The sequence below is a fragment of the Streptomyces sp. NPDC001828 genome (assembly GCF_042892175.1).
Classification (GTDB): Bacteria; Actinomycetota; Actinomycetes; order Streptomycetales; family Streptomycetaceae; genus Streptomyces.
Genome location: NZ_JBIATV010000009.1, coordinates 342,065 through 356,786, shown reverse-complemented (window position 1 = coordinate 356,786; position 14,722 = coordinate 342,065). Strand labels below are relative to the sequence as shown.

Here is a 14,722-nt window from a genome sequence, read left to right as displayed (position 1 = left end):
TTCACGATCTCGTCATGCGCCCGCGAACCCGGCACCCGCGCCAGACCGAAACCGTCACCGACCTCGACACCCTTGATCGCCTGAATCCCCATCAGAGCCGCGGCGAGCCGCGCGTCCAGACGCCGGTCCCAGTGCACATGCGAACCCAGACCCACCGGCACACCGTAGGCGAGCACCTCGACCACACCACCGAGCGTGTCACCGTCCTTGTGGGCCTGGTCGATCTCGGCGACCATCGCCTTCGACGCGTCCGCGTCCAGACAGCGCACCGGGTCCGCGTCCAGCCTCTCCACATCCGCCGGCGTCGGCACCACACCATAGGGAGCCCTGGCCGCGGCCAGCTCCACCACATGCGAGACGATCTCGATCCCGGCCGTCTCCCTCAAGTACGAGCGGGCCACCGCGCCCAGCGCCACCCGGGCAGCGGTCTCCCGGGCACTGGCACGCTCCAGGATCGGCCGGGCCTCGTCGAAACCGTACTTCTGCATACCCGCGAGGTCCGCGTGACCGGGCCTCGGCCGGGTCAGCGGGGCGTTACGGGCCAGCTCCGCCAGGACCTCCGGAGCCACCGGGTCGGCCGACATGACCTGCTCCCACTTGGGCCACTCCGTGTTCCCCACCATGATCGCGACCGGCGAACCCATCGACAGGCCGTGCCGCACGCCACCGAGGAAGGTCACCTCGTCGCGCTCGAACTTCATACGGGCGCCGCGTCCATAGCCCAGCCGCCGCCGGGCCAGGTGATCGGCCACCATCTCCGTGGTGATCGGCACGCCGGCGGGAAGACCCTCCAGCGTCGCGACAAGTGCGGGTCCGTGGGACTCCCCAGCGGTCAGCCAACGCAACCTGCTCAACGGTGCTCCTCGTTGCTCGCGCGTCTCGGTACTTCGACGGCGCGGCCGGGGTGCGCGGCCCTGGCCCGCCTCCCCTGATCCTCCCACGTCCCGGGTGGTGGACCGGGCCCTGGTCCATTGGGCGGACTGTGAGGTGGGCCGGGCGGCGTGCTCCGTGGGCGGGTGCGGGTCCGATCCGGCCGGCCGCGCGGTCCCCCGTACCCCGGTAGGCGGGCCGCCCTGGAGGCGGCTCCGCCCCGGCAGGGGGCCACTCCCGGCAGGTGGGCTCTCCCCCGTGAAGTCCGGATGCTCAGCGGTGGGTAAGAGCCGCCTCGCCCGCCTTGCGCATGGCTTCGATCGGGGCCTTCGCGCAGCCCGTCATCTGCTCGACCTGGAGGACGGCCTGGTGCACCAGGAGGTCGAGGCCGCCGACGACCGCTCCCCCGCGCTCCGACCAGGCGGCCGCGAGCGCGGTCGGCCAGGGCTCGTAGAGCACGTCGAAAAGGGTGCCGGGCCGCTCGGGAACGGCCGCGGCCAGCGCGTCGGTGGTGCCGGCCGGGGTGGTGGCGATGACGAGCGGCGCCTCGAAGGCGTCGGCCGCGTGCGACCAGTCGACCGTGCGGACATCGACCTCGAGACGCGCACCCCAGCCGCGCATCTCCTCGGCCCGTGCCTCGCTGCGTACGTACGCGGTGACCGGCCCGGTGCAGATCCTGGCGAGGGCGGCGAGCGCCGACGAGGCGGTCGCGCCCGCGCCGAGGACGGCCGCGGAGTCGACCCGGGTCACCCCGCGCTCCTCCAAGGCCGCGATCATGCCAGGGATGTCGGTGTTGTCGCCGAGGCGACGGCCGTCGTCCGCGAAGACGACGGTGTTGACCGCCTCGACCGAGGCCGCGGTGGCGCTCACCGCGTCGAGCAGCGGGATGACCGCCCGCTTCAGCGGCATCGTGAGCGAGAGCCCCGCCCACGATCCGTCGAGCCCCGCGAAGAAGCCGGAGAGCCCCGCCTCGTCGACCTCGAACCGGTCGTAGGACCAGTGGTCGAGGCCGAGTTCGGCGTACGCGGCGCGGTGCAGGACGGGGGACAGGGAGTGGGCGATGGGCGAGCCGAGAACGGCCGCCCGCCGCGCACCCTCACTGGCCTGACTGGGCATCGAACTCCGCTTTCAGCTTGTTGAACTCGGCCAGGGTCTTGGCGAATTCGGTCTTGTGCATGCCGTCGGTGGCCACGAAGTACAGCCAGCCGTCGCTCGTCGGGTCCAGCGCGGCGGCCAGCGCCTCGCTGCCCGGGTTGCCGATCGGCCCCGGGGTCAGACCGCGCTGCACATAGGTGTTGTAGGGGTCGGTGTTGGTCTTGATCTCGGCGAGACCGATCTTGATGTCGCTCTTGCCGGTGAGGTAGTTGTACGCCGAGTCGAACTGGAGCCGCTGGTTGGTCTCGGTGTTGGTCGGCTTGAGGCGGTTGTAGACGACCTCGGACATCTTGCGGAAGTCGTCGTGCGTCTTGCCCTCGGCCTGGACGAGGCTCGCGACGGTGATGAGCTGCCAGGGGCCGTCCAGGTTGAGCTTCTTGGCCTCGGCCGCCAGGTCCTGCTTGCCGTACTCGGAGCTGGCCCGGTTGACCATCTTCTTCAGTACGTCGTCGGGCTTCATGCCCTTGGCGACCGGATAGCTGGCCGGGTAGAGGAATCCTTCCAGCGGGTCCTTGACGTTCTTGTGGTTCTTGGCCCAGTCCGGCAGGCCCATGCTGTCGGCGTCCTTGAGCGCGATGCCCTTGGTCGTGCCGGGGGACAGTCCGAGGCGCTTGTCGATCTGGTCGTAGACCCAGGCGTTGCGTTTGCCTTCGGGAATGATGAGCGAGTTCCGACTGCTCGGGTTGAGCATGAGGACGACCGCGTTCGCCGCCGACATGCCCTTCTTCAGGGTGTAGGCGCCGGCCTGGATCGTCTTGCCCTTGGGGTTGTCGTTCTGGGCCTGGATGAAGGCGTCGATGCTCTTGACCACGCCGGCCTGCTTGAGCAGCTGGCCGATCTCGGAGCCGCCCGCACCGGTCGGCACCTCGATGGTGACCGTCTCGCTGCTGCCCTCGCCCGCGTAGTCGGGGGCCGCGCCGAACTTCTTCTGGTAGAAGTCGTAGCCCACATAGCCGATTCCGCCGGCGCCGACGGCGAAGATCACCGCGAGAACGAGGCAGGCGCGCCCGCTCTTGCCCTTCTTCTTGGTCTTGCTCCGCCGGTCACGGCCACCGCCGGCGGCGCGGCGCGACTCGCGCGGCTCGCCCTCTTCACCTTCGCTGTCGCCAACACCGGTGAAGAACGGGTGGTTTTCCTCCTGCGGCTCGGCGTTCCACTCGTGGCCCTGCTCGGGCACCTCGGGCACGACGGGGGCCTGCCGCTGGCCCGGCGGCTGCGGAGGGGGATACGCCTCGGGCGTGCCGTAGAGGTCATGGCCCTCACCGGCATAGCCGTTGTTGTACGGATCGGGCTGCTGGCCCGCGTAGGGCATGGCGGCCTGCTGGCCGGTGGTGTTCCAACCGCCGTCGTACTGCTGCGGTTGCTGCGGCTGGGCCGCGTACTGCTCCGCGTACTGCTGCTGGGGGTAGCCCTGCTGGGGCTGTTCGACGTAGCCCTGCCGCGCATGCGGGTCCGCGTAGTGCTGCTGCACCTGCTGATCGGCATAGTGCTGCTGCCCGTACGGGTCCTGCGGCTGCTGCGCGTAGTACTGCTGCTGGCCCTGTTGTTGGGCCTGCTGCTGGTACTGCTCGTGCTGCTGGTAAGGGCCCTGCTGCTGGCCGTCGTACGGAGCCTGACCGGAGGCAGCCTGCTGCGCTCCCCACCCCTGGTCCCCGTAGAGGGGATCCTCTGGGTGCCACGGTTCGGAGCCTTGGCCCCGGCCATACTCAGTCATCGGTCCCCTAGAGCCGCGAGGCATCCGGACGGTCCGCCTCTTTTGCTGTGCGGCGGCTGTTCGAATGCCTCCGCATCGGCCGGAACGTTACCGTATCGCGATCAGATAACCACTTCGACGCCTTCGCCCGGAGCGTTACCTGACACCCGTTCGGCCTCAAGTGCGGTCTGGAGGATGATCACGGCGGCGGCCTGGTCGATGACGGAACGTCCCTTCTTGGACTTCACGCCGGAGGCGCGCAGCCCCTGGCTCGCGGTCACCGTCGTCATCCGCTCGTCGACGAGCCGCACCCCGATCGGGGCGATGCCGCGCGCCAGTTCCTTGGCGAAGAGGCGGACCTTGGCCGCCGCCGGGCCCTCGCCCCCGTTGAGGGAGCGGGGCAGTCCGACGACCACCTCGATCGGTTCGTACTCCTCGACGATCCCCCGCAACCGCCGGTGGGCGGCCGGGACATCGCGTCCCGGCACGGTCTCCACCGGCGTGGCGAGCACCCCGTCGGGGTCGCACGAGGCGACCCCGATCCGGGCGTCCCCGACGTCGATCGCGAGTCGGCGTCCTCGTCGCATCAGGCGGTCTCGGCGACCTGGCGCTCGACGGCGCCGATGGCGTCGCCGATCGCGTCCGGGTTCTGGCCGCCGCCCTGGGCGACGTCCGGCTTGCCGCCACCGCCGCCGCCGAGGGTCTTGGCGGCGGTACGCACCAGCTCGCCGGCCTTGAGGCCGCGCTCGCGGGCGGCCTCGTTGGTGGCGATGACCGTCACCGGGCGGCCGTTGGCCGTGGTGAACAGGGCGACGACGGCCGGGCGGTCGCCCGGGATGCGGCCGCGCACGTCGAGGACCAGCTTGCGCAGGTCGTCGGCGGAGGTGCCGTCCGGCACCTGACCGGTGACGAGGGCGGTGCCGCGGACGTCCTTGGCGGAGTCGACGAGGCCGGCGGCGGCCTGGAGCACCTTCTCCGCGCGGAACTTCTCGATCTCCTTCTCGGCGTCCTTCAGCTTGCCGAGCATGGTGGAGATCTTCTCCGGCAGCTCCTCGGAACGGCCCTTGACCAGCTCCTGGAGCTGGGCGACGACCGTGTGCTCGCGCGCCAGGAAGTTGTACGCGTCGACGCCGACCAGGGCCTCGATGCGGCGCACGCCGGAGCCGATGGACGACTCGCCGAGCAGCTTCACCAGGCCCAGCTGGGCGGTGTTGTGGACGTGGGTGCCGCCGCACAGCTCCTTGGAGAAGTCGCCGATGGTGACCACGCGGACCCGCTCGCCGTACTTCTCGCCGAACTCGGCGATGGCGCCCTGCTTCTTGGCCTCGTCGATCGACATGACCTCGGCCTGCACGTCGAGCTCGCGGGCGAGGACCTCGTTGATCTTCTGCTCGACGTCGGTGAGGACCGTGCCGGGGACGGCGGCGGGCGAACCGAAGTCGAAGCGGAAGCGGCCCGGCGAGTTCTCGGAGCCGGCCTGGGCGGCCGTCGGGCCGAGCGCGTCGCGCAGCGCCTGGTGGGTGAGGTGGGTGGCGGAGTGGGCGCGGGCGATGGCGCGGCGGCGCCTGGTGTCGATGGCGGCGTACGCGGACGCGCCGACCGTCACCTCGCCGACCTGTACGACGCCCTTGTGCACGTGCACGCCGGGGACCGGCTTCTGTACGTCGCGGACCTCGATGACCGCGCCGCTGTCGAGCTTGATGCGGCCCTGGTCGGCGAGCTGGCCGCCGCCCTCGGCGTAGAACGGCGAGCGGTCGAGGACGACCTCGACCTCGTCGCCCTCGGTGGCGGCGGGCGAGGGCACTCCGTCGACGAGCAGGCCGACGATGGTCGACTCGTTCTCGGTGGAGGTGTAGCCGGTGAAGTCCGTCGCGCCGGAGGCGTCGGCCACCTCGCGGTAGGCGGAGAGGTCGGCGTGCCCGGTCTTCTTGGCGCGGGCGTCCGCCTTGGCCTGGTCGCGCTGCTGCTTCATCAGGCGGCGGAAGCCGTCCTCGTCCACGGAGAGGCCCTGTTCGGCGGCCATCTCCAGGGTGAGGTCGATCGGGAAGCCCCAGGTGTCGTGGAGCAGGAACGCCTTGTCGCCGGCCAGGACCGTGCCACCGGTGGCCTTGGTCTCGGTGATGGCGGTGTCGAGGATGTTGGTGCCGCCGCGCAGCGCCTTGAGGAACGCGGCCTCCTCGGCGAGGGCGACCGTCTCGATGCGCTTGCGGTCGGTGACGAGCTCCGGGTACTGCAGGCCCATGGTCTCGATGACGACGTCGACGAGGTCCTGGACGACCGGGCCGGCGGCCCCCATGAGGCGCATGTTGCGGATGGCGCGGCGCATGATGCGGCGCAGCACATAGCCGCGGCCCTCGTTGCCGGGGGTCACACCGTCGCCGATGAGCATCACGGACGTACGGATGTGGTCGGCGACCACGCGCATCGAGACGTCGGACTCGTGCTTGTCGCCGTAGCGGACACCGGTCAGCTCGGTGGCCTTGTCCATGACGACGCGCAGGGTGTCGGTCTCGTACATGTTCTGCACGCCCTGCAGGATCATCGCGAGGCGTTCGAGGCCGAGGCCGGTGTCGATGTTCTGCGACGGCAGGTCGCCGAGGATCGGGAAGTCCTCCTTGCCGTCGCCGGCGCCGCGCTCGTACTGCATGAAGACCAGGTTCCAGATCTCCACGTACCGCTCGTCGTTGACGGCCGGGCCGCCCTCGGCGCCGAACTCGGGACCGCGGTCGTAGTTGATCTCGGAGCAGGGTCCGCAGGGTCCGGGCACGCCCATGGACCAGAAGTTGTCCTTCTTGCCGAGGCGCTGGATGCGCTCCTTCGGCACGCCGACGACCTCGTGCCAGATGCGCTCGGCCTCGTCGTCGTCCAGGTAGACGGTGATCCAGAGCTTCTCGGGCTCCAGGCCGTAGCCACCGTCCGCCACGGAGCTGGTGAGCAGCTCCCAGGCGTACTTGATGGCGCCTTCCTTGAAGTAGTCCCCGAAGGAGAAGTTGCCGCACATCTGGAAGAACGTGCCGTGCCGGGTGGTCTTGCCGACCTCTTCGATGTCCGGCGTGCGCACGCACTTCTGCACGCTGGTGGCGCGCGGGGCGGGCGGCTTGGTCTCACCGAGGAAGTACGGCTTGAAGGGGACCATGCCCGCGTTGACGAGCAGCAGAGTCGGGTCGTCCGCGATGAGCGACGCCGAAGGGACGACGGTGTGCCCGCGCTCCTCGAAGAAGCTCAGCCAGCGGCGGCGAATCTCGGCCGACTCCATCAGTGGTCCTCATTCCGGTTGTACGAATGCTTGGTGTGCTGTTGTTGTGTGGTCTCGATGGCGACGAGGCGGCGCTGCGCGGGTAGTTCGCGCGGCGGCTCGCTCTCGCCGATGCCCAGGACGTCGTTGAGCTCGGCCTCGCGCTGTGCCATGCCGGACTTGATGTCGAGGGCGAAGTCCTTGAGCCGGTGGCCGGCCTCGACCGCCTTGTCGGCGGTGCGCGCGGCCAGGCTCTCCGGGGTCAGCTGTTTCAGCTTCCGGTTGACCTTGGTGGTGGCCCAGACTCCGGCGGCAGCGCCCGCGGTGAACCAGAACGTACGGCGGAACATCGCAGCGTCAGCCCTTTCGCTTGGAGCGCCGCGCGGACGGCACGGTCCGCCCGACGATCACAGTACGGCGGCTCTCCCGGGCGGGTGCCTCGGCGGGGGCGGCGCCCTTGCGCCCGATGGCCCGGCGCACCCCGTATCCGAAGGCGGCCACCTTCACCAGCGGGCCGCCGAAGGTGGAGGCGACGGTGGTGGAGAGCGCGGAGGCGTTGGAGGTGACCTCCTGGACGTCGGACGCGATCGCGTCGACGCGGTCCAGCTGGGTCTGCGCCGAGCGCACCGCCGAGGAGGCGTCCGCGAGCAGGGGCACGGCCTGGTCGGTCACGTCCGCGACCAGTTTGGTCGTCGCCTTCAGCGTCTGGGCCAGCCTCACGAGTACGACCGCGAGGAAGGACACCAGGATCGCCCAGAAGACGGCCACCAGGATCCCGGCCACCTCTCCACCGGACACTTGCACCGCTCCCCGCAACCCGTCGGAACCCGAAAACCTCGAAAAAGGTAGTCCTCCGACCCTATCGCGCCGCGGATGGCTTCCCGCACCGCGTTCCCGCCCGCCACAAGCGGAGTCGCGCAAGCCGATTGTACGCAGTGCATACCCTTGAGTACTCTGCGTGTTCCATGCGCTCCCATCTGCCCGCAGAGTTGAACCGCTTCGTCGGGCGAGACCGAGAACTGGCCCGTCTCGACCGGCTGCTCCGCGATGCGCGGATGGTCACCGTGACCGGCGTCGGCGGAGTCGGCAAGACCCGGCTCGCGCTGCGGGCGGCGGCCGTCACGGCGGAGCAGGAACGGTACTGCGACGGCGTCCGCCTGGTGGAGCTGTCCTCCCTCAACGATCCCGCCCTGCTCGACCACGCGGTCGTCGAGGCCCTGGGCCTGACCGACCACACGGCCCGGCCGCCGCGCCGGCTGCTCCTCGACCACCTCGCCGAGCGCGAACTCCTGCTGGTCCTCGACGGGTTCGAGCAGCTGGTGGAGGGCTGCGCCGAGCTGACGCGGGAGTTGCTCCGGGGCTGCCCGCGGCTGCGGGTGCTCGCCGCCGGGCGGCTGCCGCTGCGGATCGACGGCGAGCGGGTCTTCACGCTCGCGCCGATGGACGAGGAGGACGCGCTGCTGCTCTTCGCCGAGCGCGCGGCCGAGGCCGGCGGCGGGGAGCGTCCGGCCGCGGGCCACGAGCCTGCGGCCGCCGAGCTGTGCCAGCGCCTCGACGGAATTCCGCTGGCCCTGGAGCTCGCGGCCGGACGGCTGGGGACTCTGTCGGTGGAGCAGTTGCTGCACCGCCTCGACGACCGGTTCCGGCTGCTGACCGGCGGCGGCCGGGGCGCGCTCCCCCGCCACCAGACCCTGCGGACGACCATCGGCTGGAGCCATGAGCTGTGCACGGGGGCGCAGCGGCTGCTGTGGGCGCGGCTCTCGGTGTTCGCGGGCGCCTTCGACCTGGAGGCCGTGGAGTACATCTGCGTGGGCCCCGATCTGCCGCAGCACGAGGTCCTCGACGTCCTCGGCGAGCTGCTCGACCAGTCGGTGGTGGTGCGCGAGGACGGCGCGGGCGGCATCCGTTACCGGCTGCTCGACACGGTCCGCGAGTACGGCGCGGAGTGGCTGGCGGCGGCCGGGGACGCGGAGCGGCTGCACCGGCGCCACCGCGACTGGTACCTGGGGCTCGCCACCTGGTGCGAGGTGGACTGGTTCAGCCCCCGTCAGGCGGAGGTGGCTGCGCGCGTGGCGGCCGAACTGCCCAATCTGCGGGCCGCGTTGGAGTTCTCGCTCGCCTCGCCCGACGACGCGCACCTGGCCCAGCACCTGGCGGGCACGCTCTGGTTCTACTGGGCCGGGTGCGGGCGGCTCGCGGAGGGGCGGCACTGGCTGGCCCAGGTCCTGGAGGCCGAGGGCGAGCACGACGGTTCGCGGCTCAAGGCGCTGTGGGTGCTCGGCTATGTGGCGGTGCTCCAGGGCGACGCGGTGGCGGCGATCGCCGCGCTGCAGGAGTGCCGGGAGGCGGCCGAGCTGCGCGGCGACCCGGTGGCCGCCGCGTATGCCGTGCACCGCACGGGCTGTCTCGCGCTCGTCACCGACGACATGCCGCGCGCCGAAGAGCTCATCGGCGTGGCGCTCGCCGGGTACGAAGAAGTCGGCGAGCTCAACAGCAATGTGCTGATGGGCCGGGTCGAGATGGCCATGGCGCTGGGCTTCCGGGGCCGCCTGGACGAGGCCGTCTCGGTGTGCGAGCAGGTCATGGGGGTGTGCGAGGAGCACGGCGAGCGCTGGGCTCGCGCCTACGCGCTGTACGTCCTGGCGTACGCGGCCTGGCACGGCGGGGATCCCGACCGGGCGCGCGCCCTGCTGCGGGAGACCCTTGAGATCAGCCACGCCTTCCACGACCTGGTGGGCACGGTGCTGACCCTGGAGCTGCTCGCGCTCGTCGAGGTGGACACGGGAGACCCCGTGGAGGCGGCCGTGCTCCAGGGCGCGGCGGAGCGGATCTGGCCGTCGGTGGGTCTGCCGCTGTTCGGCTCGGCGTACTTCTACGCCGCGCACGTGCTGTGCGAGGAGCGCACCCGGGAGCGGCTCGGCGACACGGCGTACGGGGAGCACCGGCGGCGCGGCGCCCTCATCGACCCGGAGGCCGCGGTGGTGCGGGCTCTGGGAGCGGGTCAACAGGCCGATGGCGCAGGGGAGTTGGCGCCCGCGCGCGAGGGGCGGGGACCGGCGGACCCCGCACATGCGAAAGCCCGCCGCCGCCCGCTCCGTGCGGAGCGGGGGGACGGCGGGCTGAAGCGCTGAGGCTCCGGTGTTACGCCTGGATCAGCGGGCGTAGTACTCGACGACGAGCTGCTCGTCGCAGATGACCGGGATTTCCTTGCGGTTCGGGTCGCGGTCCAGGCGGAAGGCCAGGGCCTTCAGGTTCACCTGGAGGTAGCGCGGGGTCTCGCCCTCGCCGGCGTAGCCACCCTCGCGGGCAACCTGGAAGGGGACCTTCTCGCGGCTGCGCTCGCGGACCGTCACGACGTCGTCCGGACGGACGCGGAACGACGGCTTGTCGACCTTGCCACCGTTGACCTGGATGTGACCGTGCACGACCATCTGGCGGGCCTGGTAGATGGTGCGGGCGATGCCCGAACGCAGGACCAGGGCGTCGAGGCGACGCTCGAGCTCGACGACCAGCGCCTCGCCCGTCTTGCCTTCGGCCTTCTTGGCGCGGTCGTAGGCACGCGCCATCTGGCGCTCGCTGATGTCGTACTGGGCGCGCAGACGCTGCTTCTCGAGCAGACGGACCTTGTAGTCCGAGTTCTGCTTGCGGCCACGGCCGTGCTCGCCCGGCGGGTAGGGGCGGGCCTCGAAGTACTTGACGGCCTTCGGCGTCAGCGCGATGCCGAGCGCACGAGACTTCTTGACCTTGGGACGCGACTGGTTAGGCACGTTCTCCAAACCTCCATGGTTGGGTTAGGTTAGGCTCACCTTACTCAAGGAGATCGCATGTCTCGTCCGGGGAACACCAGTCACATCACGGACAGCACGAAGAAGGCCGGCCAAACGCCGCTTTCGCGGGAGGCCGACTCTCCCGACTCCTCTGGAGCCGGGCACGTGACGGAGGTCCGATCAGATCGTGGTCAGCCGCGTCCCAGCGGACTTGAAATCGCGCGGATGCCGTCAGCAGCCGAGCGCACACGAACTCTCGTACATAGTACCTGCTCGGCGGTGCTGCTCGTACCGGGCCTCGCGGGCACCCGTCCGGAGCAGCTCGTGGCCGACGACCGCAGCGTCGGTCCCGACGGCGACCTGTTCCTGGTCTTCCCCGCCGATTCCCCGGCCGTACGGGCCGCAACGCACGCGCAGGACGACGAGGTCCGGGCGGTCCTGGAGCTGACGGACGTGGCGCCGGTCTCCGTGCCCCACCGTATCCGGGGCCGCGCCTGGGTCTCCGGCTGGCTGACCCTGGTGCCCGGCCAGGCGGGGCCCGGACGCATGATGCTCCGCCTCGAAATCGGCGGGGCCCACGTGGACGACCTGTGGGGCGCCGAGGCGGTGGACCCGGAGGACTTCGCCCGGGCGACGCCCGATCCGCTGGTGCGGCACGAGCCCGAGCTCCTCCAGCACCTCGCCGCCGTCCACGGCGAGCAGGTGGGGCTGCTGTGCGGGCTCGTGGAGCGCGAGGGTGTGTCACGGGTCACGCCGCTGGCGCTCGACCGCTTCGGGCTGCGGGTGCGTTTCGGCCGCGGCGCGGGCCACACCTTCGACGCGCGCTTCGACTTCCCCGAACCGGTGGCCGACATCACCGGCCTGCGCCGCGCGATGCACCAGCTCTTCGAGGCCGCGGCCGGCTGAACTCCGGCCGGTCAGCCGCAGCCTGCCAGCATGTCCTGGAGGGCGGTCTTCTCGGGCGGGGTCACGGTCAGCCGGTACTTCGCCTTGATGCCGACCCAGCGGCGCGCGTACTCGCACCAGTACGCGCGCCGCGGCGGCTTCCACTTGTCCGGGGTCATGCTGCTCTTGTCGTAGTTGGTCTGCTTGTCGGTGGCGAGCAGCACGTCCAGGTCGTTGGCGTACTCAAGGCGCCGCTGCGGGCTCCAGGCCCAGGCCCCGGCCCGCCAGGCCGCGCCGAGCGCCACCACGTGGTCGGTCTGGATCTGGGACGCGCGGCGGTAGTAGTACGGCAGTGACTTCCCGGTGTACGGGTCGTGGAGCGTGCCGGAGACCACCACACAGGGGTTGCGGTCGCCCTGCTTCAGGTCGGAGAGGTCGCGGCGCAGTACGTCGTCGCGGGTGTCGCAGCCGTTGCGCCCGCCGGGGGCGTCGGTGTCGTCGGACCAGGTCTCGCCGAACTCGGCACGGCGGTAGGTCTCCCAGTGCTGCCCCCAGCCGACTTCGAGCCGGCCCAGCTGTTCCCTGGCGGTGGCGGGGTCCGGCGGGAACCCCGCGCTCGTCAGGGGGACGGCCGAGACCCGCGCGGCCGCGTCGGCGTACACCGTGTCGGCGGCGGGCCGTCCCGCACAGCCGGTCGCCGCGAGCAGCAGCGCGGCGACGAGCACGGCCGCGGAGCGGGGCGAGGTCATGGGCCGAGCGTAAACGCGGCCCCGGAGACCCGCCCGCCGACCGCACTGGGGGCGCGCCCGCATCGGTACGGCTGGGTGCGCGGGGAACTGCGCGACGAGCCACCCCCGGCCCGCAGCCGAACGAATACCCCCGAGGGGGTGGGTCACTGCCGGAGGGGAGCAGCGCAAGGCTGCACCGGAAGGGGCCCGGAGCCCCCTACTCCTCGCCGCGCGCCAAGCGCCCCCGTACCTTCTCCACCACGTCCGCGTACCGCGCCTCCGCCCCGTAGCGCGTCGGCTCGTAGTAGCGCTTGTCGGCCACCGCGTCCGGTGCGTACTGCTGCGAGGCGATCGCGCCGGGGACGTCGTGCGGGTAGATGTATCCCTGGGCGTGGCCCAGCTTGGCCGCGCCCTTGTAGTGGCCGTCGCGCAGATGGGGCGGGACCGGGCCCGCGAGGCCGGCCCGGACGTCCGCCATCGCCGCGGCGATCGCCGTCGTCGCCGAGTTGGACTTCGGGGCCAGCGCCAGCGCGATGGTGGCGTGGCTCAGCGTCAGGGCCGCCTCGGGGAAGCCGATGAGGGCCACGGCCTGCGCGGCCGCCACCGCCGTCGGCAGCGCGGTGGGATCGGCCAGGCCGATGTCCTCGCTGGCGGAGATGATCAGGCGCCGGGCGATGAAGCGGGGATCCTCGCCGGCTTCGATCATCCGGGCCAGATAGTGCAGCGCCGCGTCCACGTCCGAACCGCGGATCGACTTGATCAGCGCGCTCGCCACGTCGTAGTGCTGGTCGCCGCCCTTGTCGTACGTCACCGCGGCCCGGTCGACGGTCTCTTCGAGGGTCTGGAGCGTGATCTCCGGCTCGGACTTGGCGAGCGCGGATCCGGCCGCCGCCTCCAGTGCGGTCAGCGCCCGGCGCGCGTCGCCGCCTGCGATGCGCAGCAGATGCGACTCGGCGTCCGAGGGCAGGGTGACGGCCGAGCCGAGGCCCCGGTCCTCGGTGAGCGCCCGCCGCACCAGGGCCCGCAGGTCGTCGTCCGTGAGCGGTTCGAGCGTGAGCAGCAGGGAGCGGGAGAGCAGCGGGGAGATCACCGAGAAGTACGGGTTCTCCGTCGTCGCCGCGATCAGCGTGACCCAGCGGTTCTCGACGGCGGGGAGCAGGGAGTCCTGCTGGGCCTTGGAGAAGCGGTGGATCTCGTCGAGGAAGAGGACGGTCTCCTTGCCGAAGCCGCCGATGGCGCGGCGCGCGCCGTCGATGACCGCGCGGACCTCCTTGACCCCGGCGGTGATGGCCGAGAGCTCGACGAACCGCTTGTTCGTGGCCTTGGAGACCACGTACGCGAGGGTCGTCTTGCCCGTGCCCGGCGGGCCCCAGAGGATCACCGAGGACGGGCCGGCCGGGCCGCCGGCCCCCTCCCCCACCAGGCGGCGCAGCGGCGAGCCCTGCTTCAGGAGGTGCTGCTGGCCCACCACCTCGTCGAGGACGCGCGGGCGCATCCGTACGGCCAGAGGGCTGCCCGCCGGGTCTTTCTCCTGGCGGTCCTCTGCGGCTGCGGTGAACAGATCGGGTTCCACGCCCACGACCTTATGGCACCGCACTGACAACGCCGCCTGAGCTGCGAAGACGCCCGGCGACCCGTCAGCTGGTCCAGAAGTCCCACCAGCGGGTCAGGATCAGCATGCCGATGATGCCGACGTGCAGCACCGGGAAGACCCAGGTGAACTCCGCGAGGAAGTTCTTCGCCCAGCGCGGCGCGGGCAGCAGGCCCTTGCGGAGGTTGAACGAGGTGACGTACCAGAACATGAAGATGGTGGCGACCCACGCCAGGCAGCACCACAGGCACAGCGAGTTGATCCGGTACAGGGACTCGAACTGGAGCCAGCTGACGAATCCGACGCCGAACAGGGTGCCCGCGTTGAAGGTCAGCCAGTACCAGCGGCGGAAGCGGCCGCCCGCCAGGATGCTCATGCCGACGCAGATGACCATGCCGTAGGCGACCAGGCCCAGCATCGGGTTCGGGAAGCCGAACGCGGCCGCCTGGTCGCTCTTCATGATGTTGCCGCAGGACACGACCGGGTTGAGGCTGCAGCCCGGCACGAAGTTCGGGTTCTCGAGGAGCTTGAACTTGTCGAGCGTGATGACCCAGGCCGCCACCAGGCCGGCCACACCGGTGATCACGAGCAGCCAGGCGAAGGCGCGGCTGCCGCCGATCGCCCCCTTGCTGCTCACCTCGCGGTGGCCGGAGTCGGAGGAGACGTCGTCAAGTGTTGTGGTCATAGCGCCGGTCCGTCATCCCGTCATCGAGGTTGCCTGTGCTGCCGCCGCCTCATTCTGCCGCACGGGGCGCGCTGTCCACCGTTCGATGCGCATAAGCGGGTCCGCACGAGGGG

At 71.1% G+C, this 14,722-nt stretch carries 13 protein-coding genes; 2 read left to right on the top strand and 11 right to left on the bottom strand.

From position 1 onward, the window contains the following. The 7 genes from aroC to ACFYZA_RS25680 form a co-directional block, all read right to left on the bottom strand. Positions 1-854: chorismate synthase (gene aroC, locus ACFYZA_RS25710; protein WP_388492957.1), on the bottom strand; the 854-nt coding region annotated here is incomplete at its 3' end. 289 nt (positions 855-1,143) lie between these two features. Continuing rightward, positions 1,144-1,986: a shikimate dehydrogenase gene (locus tag ACFYZA_RS25705; protein ID WP_388492956.1), complete on the bottom strand. Its 843-nt coding sequence runs from the start codon at positions 1,984-1,986 to the stop codon at positions 1,144-1,146. Next, entirely contained in the window at positions 1,967-3,739 is a 1,773-nt protein-coding gene (gene mltG, locus ACFYZA_RS25700) for an endolytic transglycosylase MltG (protein ID WP_388492954.1), read from the bottom strand. Before mltG ends, ACFYZA_RS25705 begins: the two co-directional genes overlap by 20 nt. Before the next feature lie 101 nt (positions 3,740-3,840). Next, positions 3,841-4,305, bottom strand: a complete 465-nt coding sequence (ruvX, locus tag ACFYZA_RS25695) for a Holliday junction resolvase RuvX (protein ID WP_382600226.1) — start codon at positions 4,303-4,305, stop codon at positions 3,841-3,843. Further along, positions 4,305-6,974, bottom strand: a complete 2,670-nt coding sequence (alaS, locus tag ACFYZA_RS25690) for an alanine--tRNA ligase (protein ID WP_382600228.1) — start codon at positions 6,972-6,974, stop codon at positions 4,305-4,307. The genes ruvX and alaS overlap by 1 nt, the downstream gene beginning before the upstream one ends. Then, positions 6,974-7,303 carry a DUF6167 family protein gene (locus ACFYZA_RS25685; RefSeq protein ID WP_161245105.1) on the bottom strand — a complete coding sequence of 110 codons (330 nt, stop codon included), beginning with the start codon at positions 7,301-7,303 and terminating at the stop codon, positions 6,974-6,976. The genes alaS and ACFYZA_RS25685 overlap by 1 nt, the downstream gene beginning before the upstream one ends. 7 nt (positions 7,304-7,310) lie before the next feature. Next, entirely contained in the window at positions 7,311-7,751 is a 441-nt protein-coding gene (locus ACFYZA_RS25680) for a DUF948 domain-containing protein (protein WP_382600232.1), read from the bottom strand. A gap of 167 nt (positions 7,752-7,918) precedes the next feature. Here ACFYZA_RS25680 and ACFYZA_RS25675 point away from each other — a divergent pair, with 167 nt between their 5' ends. Further along, the gene (locus tag ACFYZA_RS25675) at positions 7,919-10,084 is read left to right on the top strand and encodes an ATP-binding protein (protein ID WP_388492951.1); all 2,166 of its coding nucleotides are present in this window, start codon (positions 7,919-7,921) and stop codon (positions 10,082-10,084) included. Positions 10,085-10,105: 21 nt separating this feature from the next. Here ACFYZA_RS25675 and rpsD read toward each other — a convergent pair whose 3' ends face one another. Further along, entirely contained in the window at positions 10,106-10,720 is a 615-nt protein-coding gene (rpsD, locus tag ACFYZA_RS25670; RefSeq protein ID WP_053723667.1) for a 30S ribosomal protein S4, read from the bottom strand. A 225-nt stretch (positions 10,721-10,945) separates the two neighbouring features. Between rpsD and ACFYZA_RS25665 the strand changes: the two genes are divergently transcribed. Then, entirely contained in the window at positions 10,946-11,626 is a 681-nt protein-coding gene (locus ACFYZA_RS25665; RefSeq protein WP_388492949.1) for a DUF2470 domain-containing protein, read from the top strand. An 11-nt stretch (positions 11,627-11,637) separates the two neighbouring features. Here the strand turns inward: ACFYZA_RS25665 and ACFYZA_RS25660 are convergent, their stop codons facing one another. The 3 genes from ACFYZA_RS25660 to ACFYZA_RS25650 all read right to left on the bottom strand — a co-directional run bounded on the left by ACFYZA_RS25660 (position 11,638) and on the right by ACFYZA_RS25650 (position 14,609). Next, entirely contained in the window at positions 11,638-12,354 is a 717-nt protein-coding gene (locus ACFYZA_RS25660; RefSeq protein WP_388492947.1) for an HNH endonuclease family protein, read from the bottom strand. A 196-nt stretch (positions 12,355-12,550) separates the two neighbouring features. Then, entirely contained in the window at positions 12,551-13,906 is a 1,356-nt protein-coding gene (locus ACFYZA_RS25655; protein WP_382600240.1) for a replication-associated recombination protein A, read from the bottom strand. Between the two features lie 64 nt (positions 13,907-13,970). Next, a complete protein-coding gene (locus ACFYZA_RS25650) occupies positions 13,971-14,609 on the bottom strand; it encodes a vitamin K epoxide reductase family protein (RefSeq protein ID WP_382600242.1) in 639 nt (212 codons plus the stop codon). Positions 14,610-14,722 lie beyond the last annotated feature (113 nt).

Bases quoted from the DNA above. Each gene is read 5' to 3' on its own strand.
- ACFYZA_RS25705 (WP_388492956.1), bottom strand. From the start codon at position 1,986: ATGCCCAGTCAGGCCAGTGAGGGTGCGCGGCGGGCGGCCGTTCTCGGC.
- mltG (WP_388492954.1), bottom strand. From the start codon at position 3,739: ATGACTGAGTATGGCCGGGGCCAAGGCTCCGAACCGTGGCACCCAGAG.
- ruvX (WP_382600226.1), bottom strand. From the start codon at position 4,305: ATGCGACGAGGACGCCGACTCGCGATCGACGTCGGGGACGCCCGGATC.
- alaS (WP_382600228.1), bottom strand. From the start codon at position 6,974: ATGGAGTCGGCCGAGATTCGCCGCCGCTGGCTGAGCTTCTTCGAGGAG.
- ACFYZA_RS25685 (WP_161245105.1), bottom strand. From the start codon at position 7,303: ATGTTCCGCCGTACGTTCTGGTTCACCGCGGGCGCTGCCGCCGGAGTC.
- ACFYZA_RS25675 (WP_388492951.1), top strand. From the start codon at position 7,919: ATGCGCTCCCATCTGCCCGCAGAGTTGAACCGCTTCGTCGGGCGAGAC.
- ACFYZA_RS25665 (WP_388492949.1), top strand. From the start codon at position 10,946: ATGCCGTCAGCAGCCGAGCGCACACGAACTCTCGTACATAGTACCTGC.
- ACFYZA_RS25660 (WP_388492947.1), bottom strand. From the start codon at position 12,354: ATGACCTCGCCCCGCTCCGCGGCCGTGCTCGTCGCCGCGCTGCTGCTC.
- ACFYZA_RS25650 (WP_382600242.1), bottom strand. From the start codon at position 14,609: ATGACCACAACACTTGACGACGTCTCCTCCGACTCCGGCCACCGCGAG.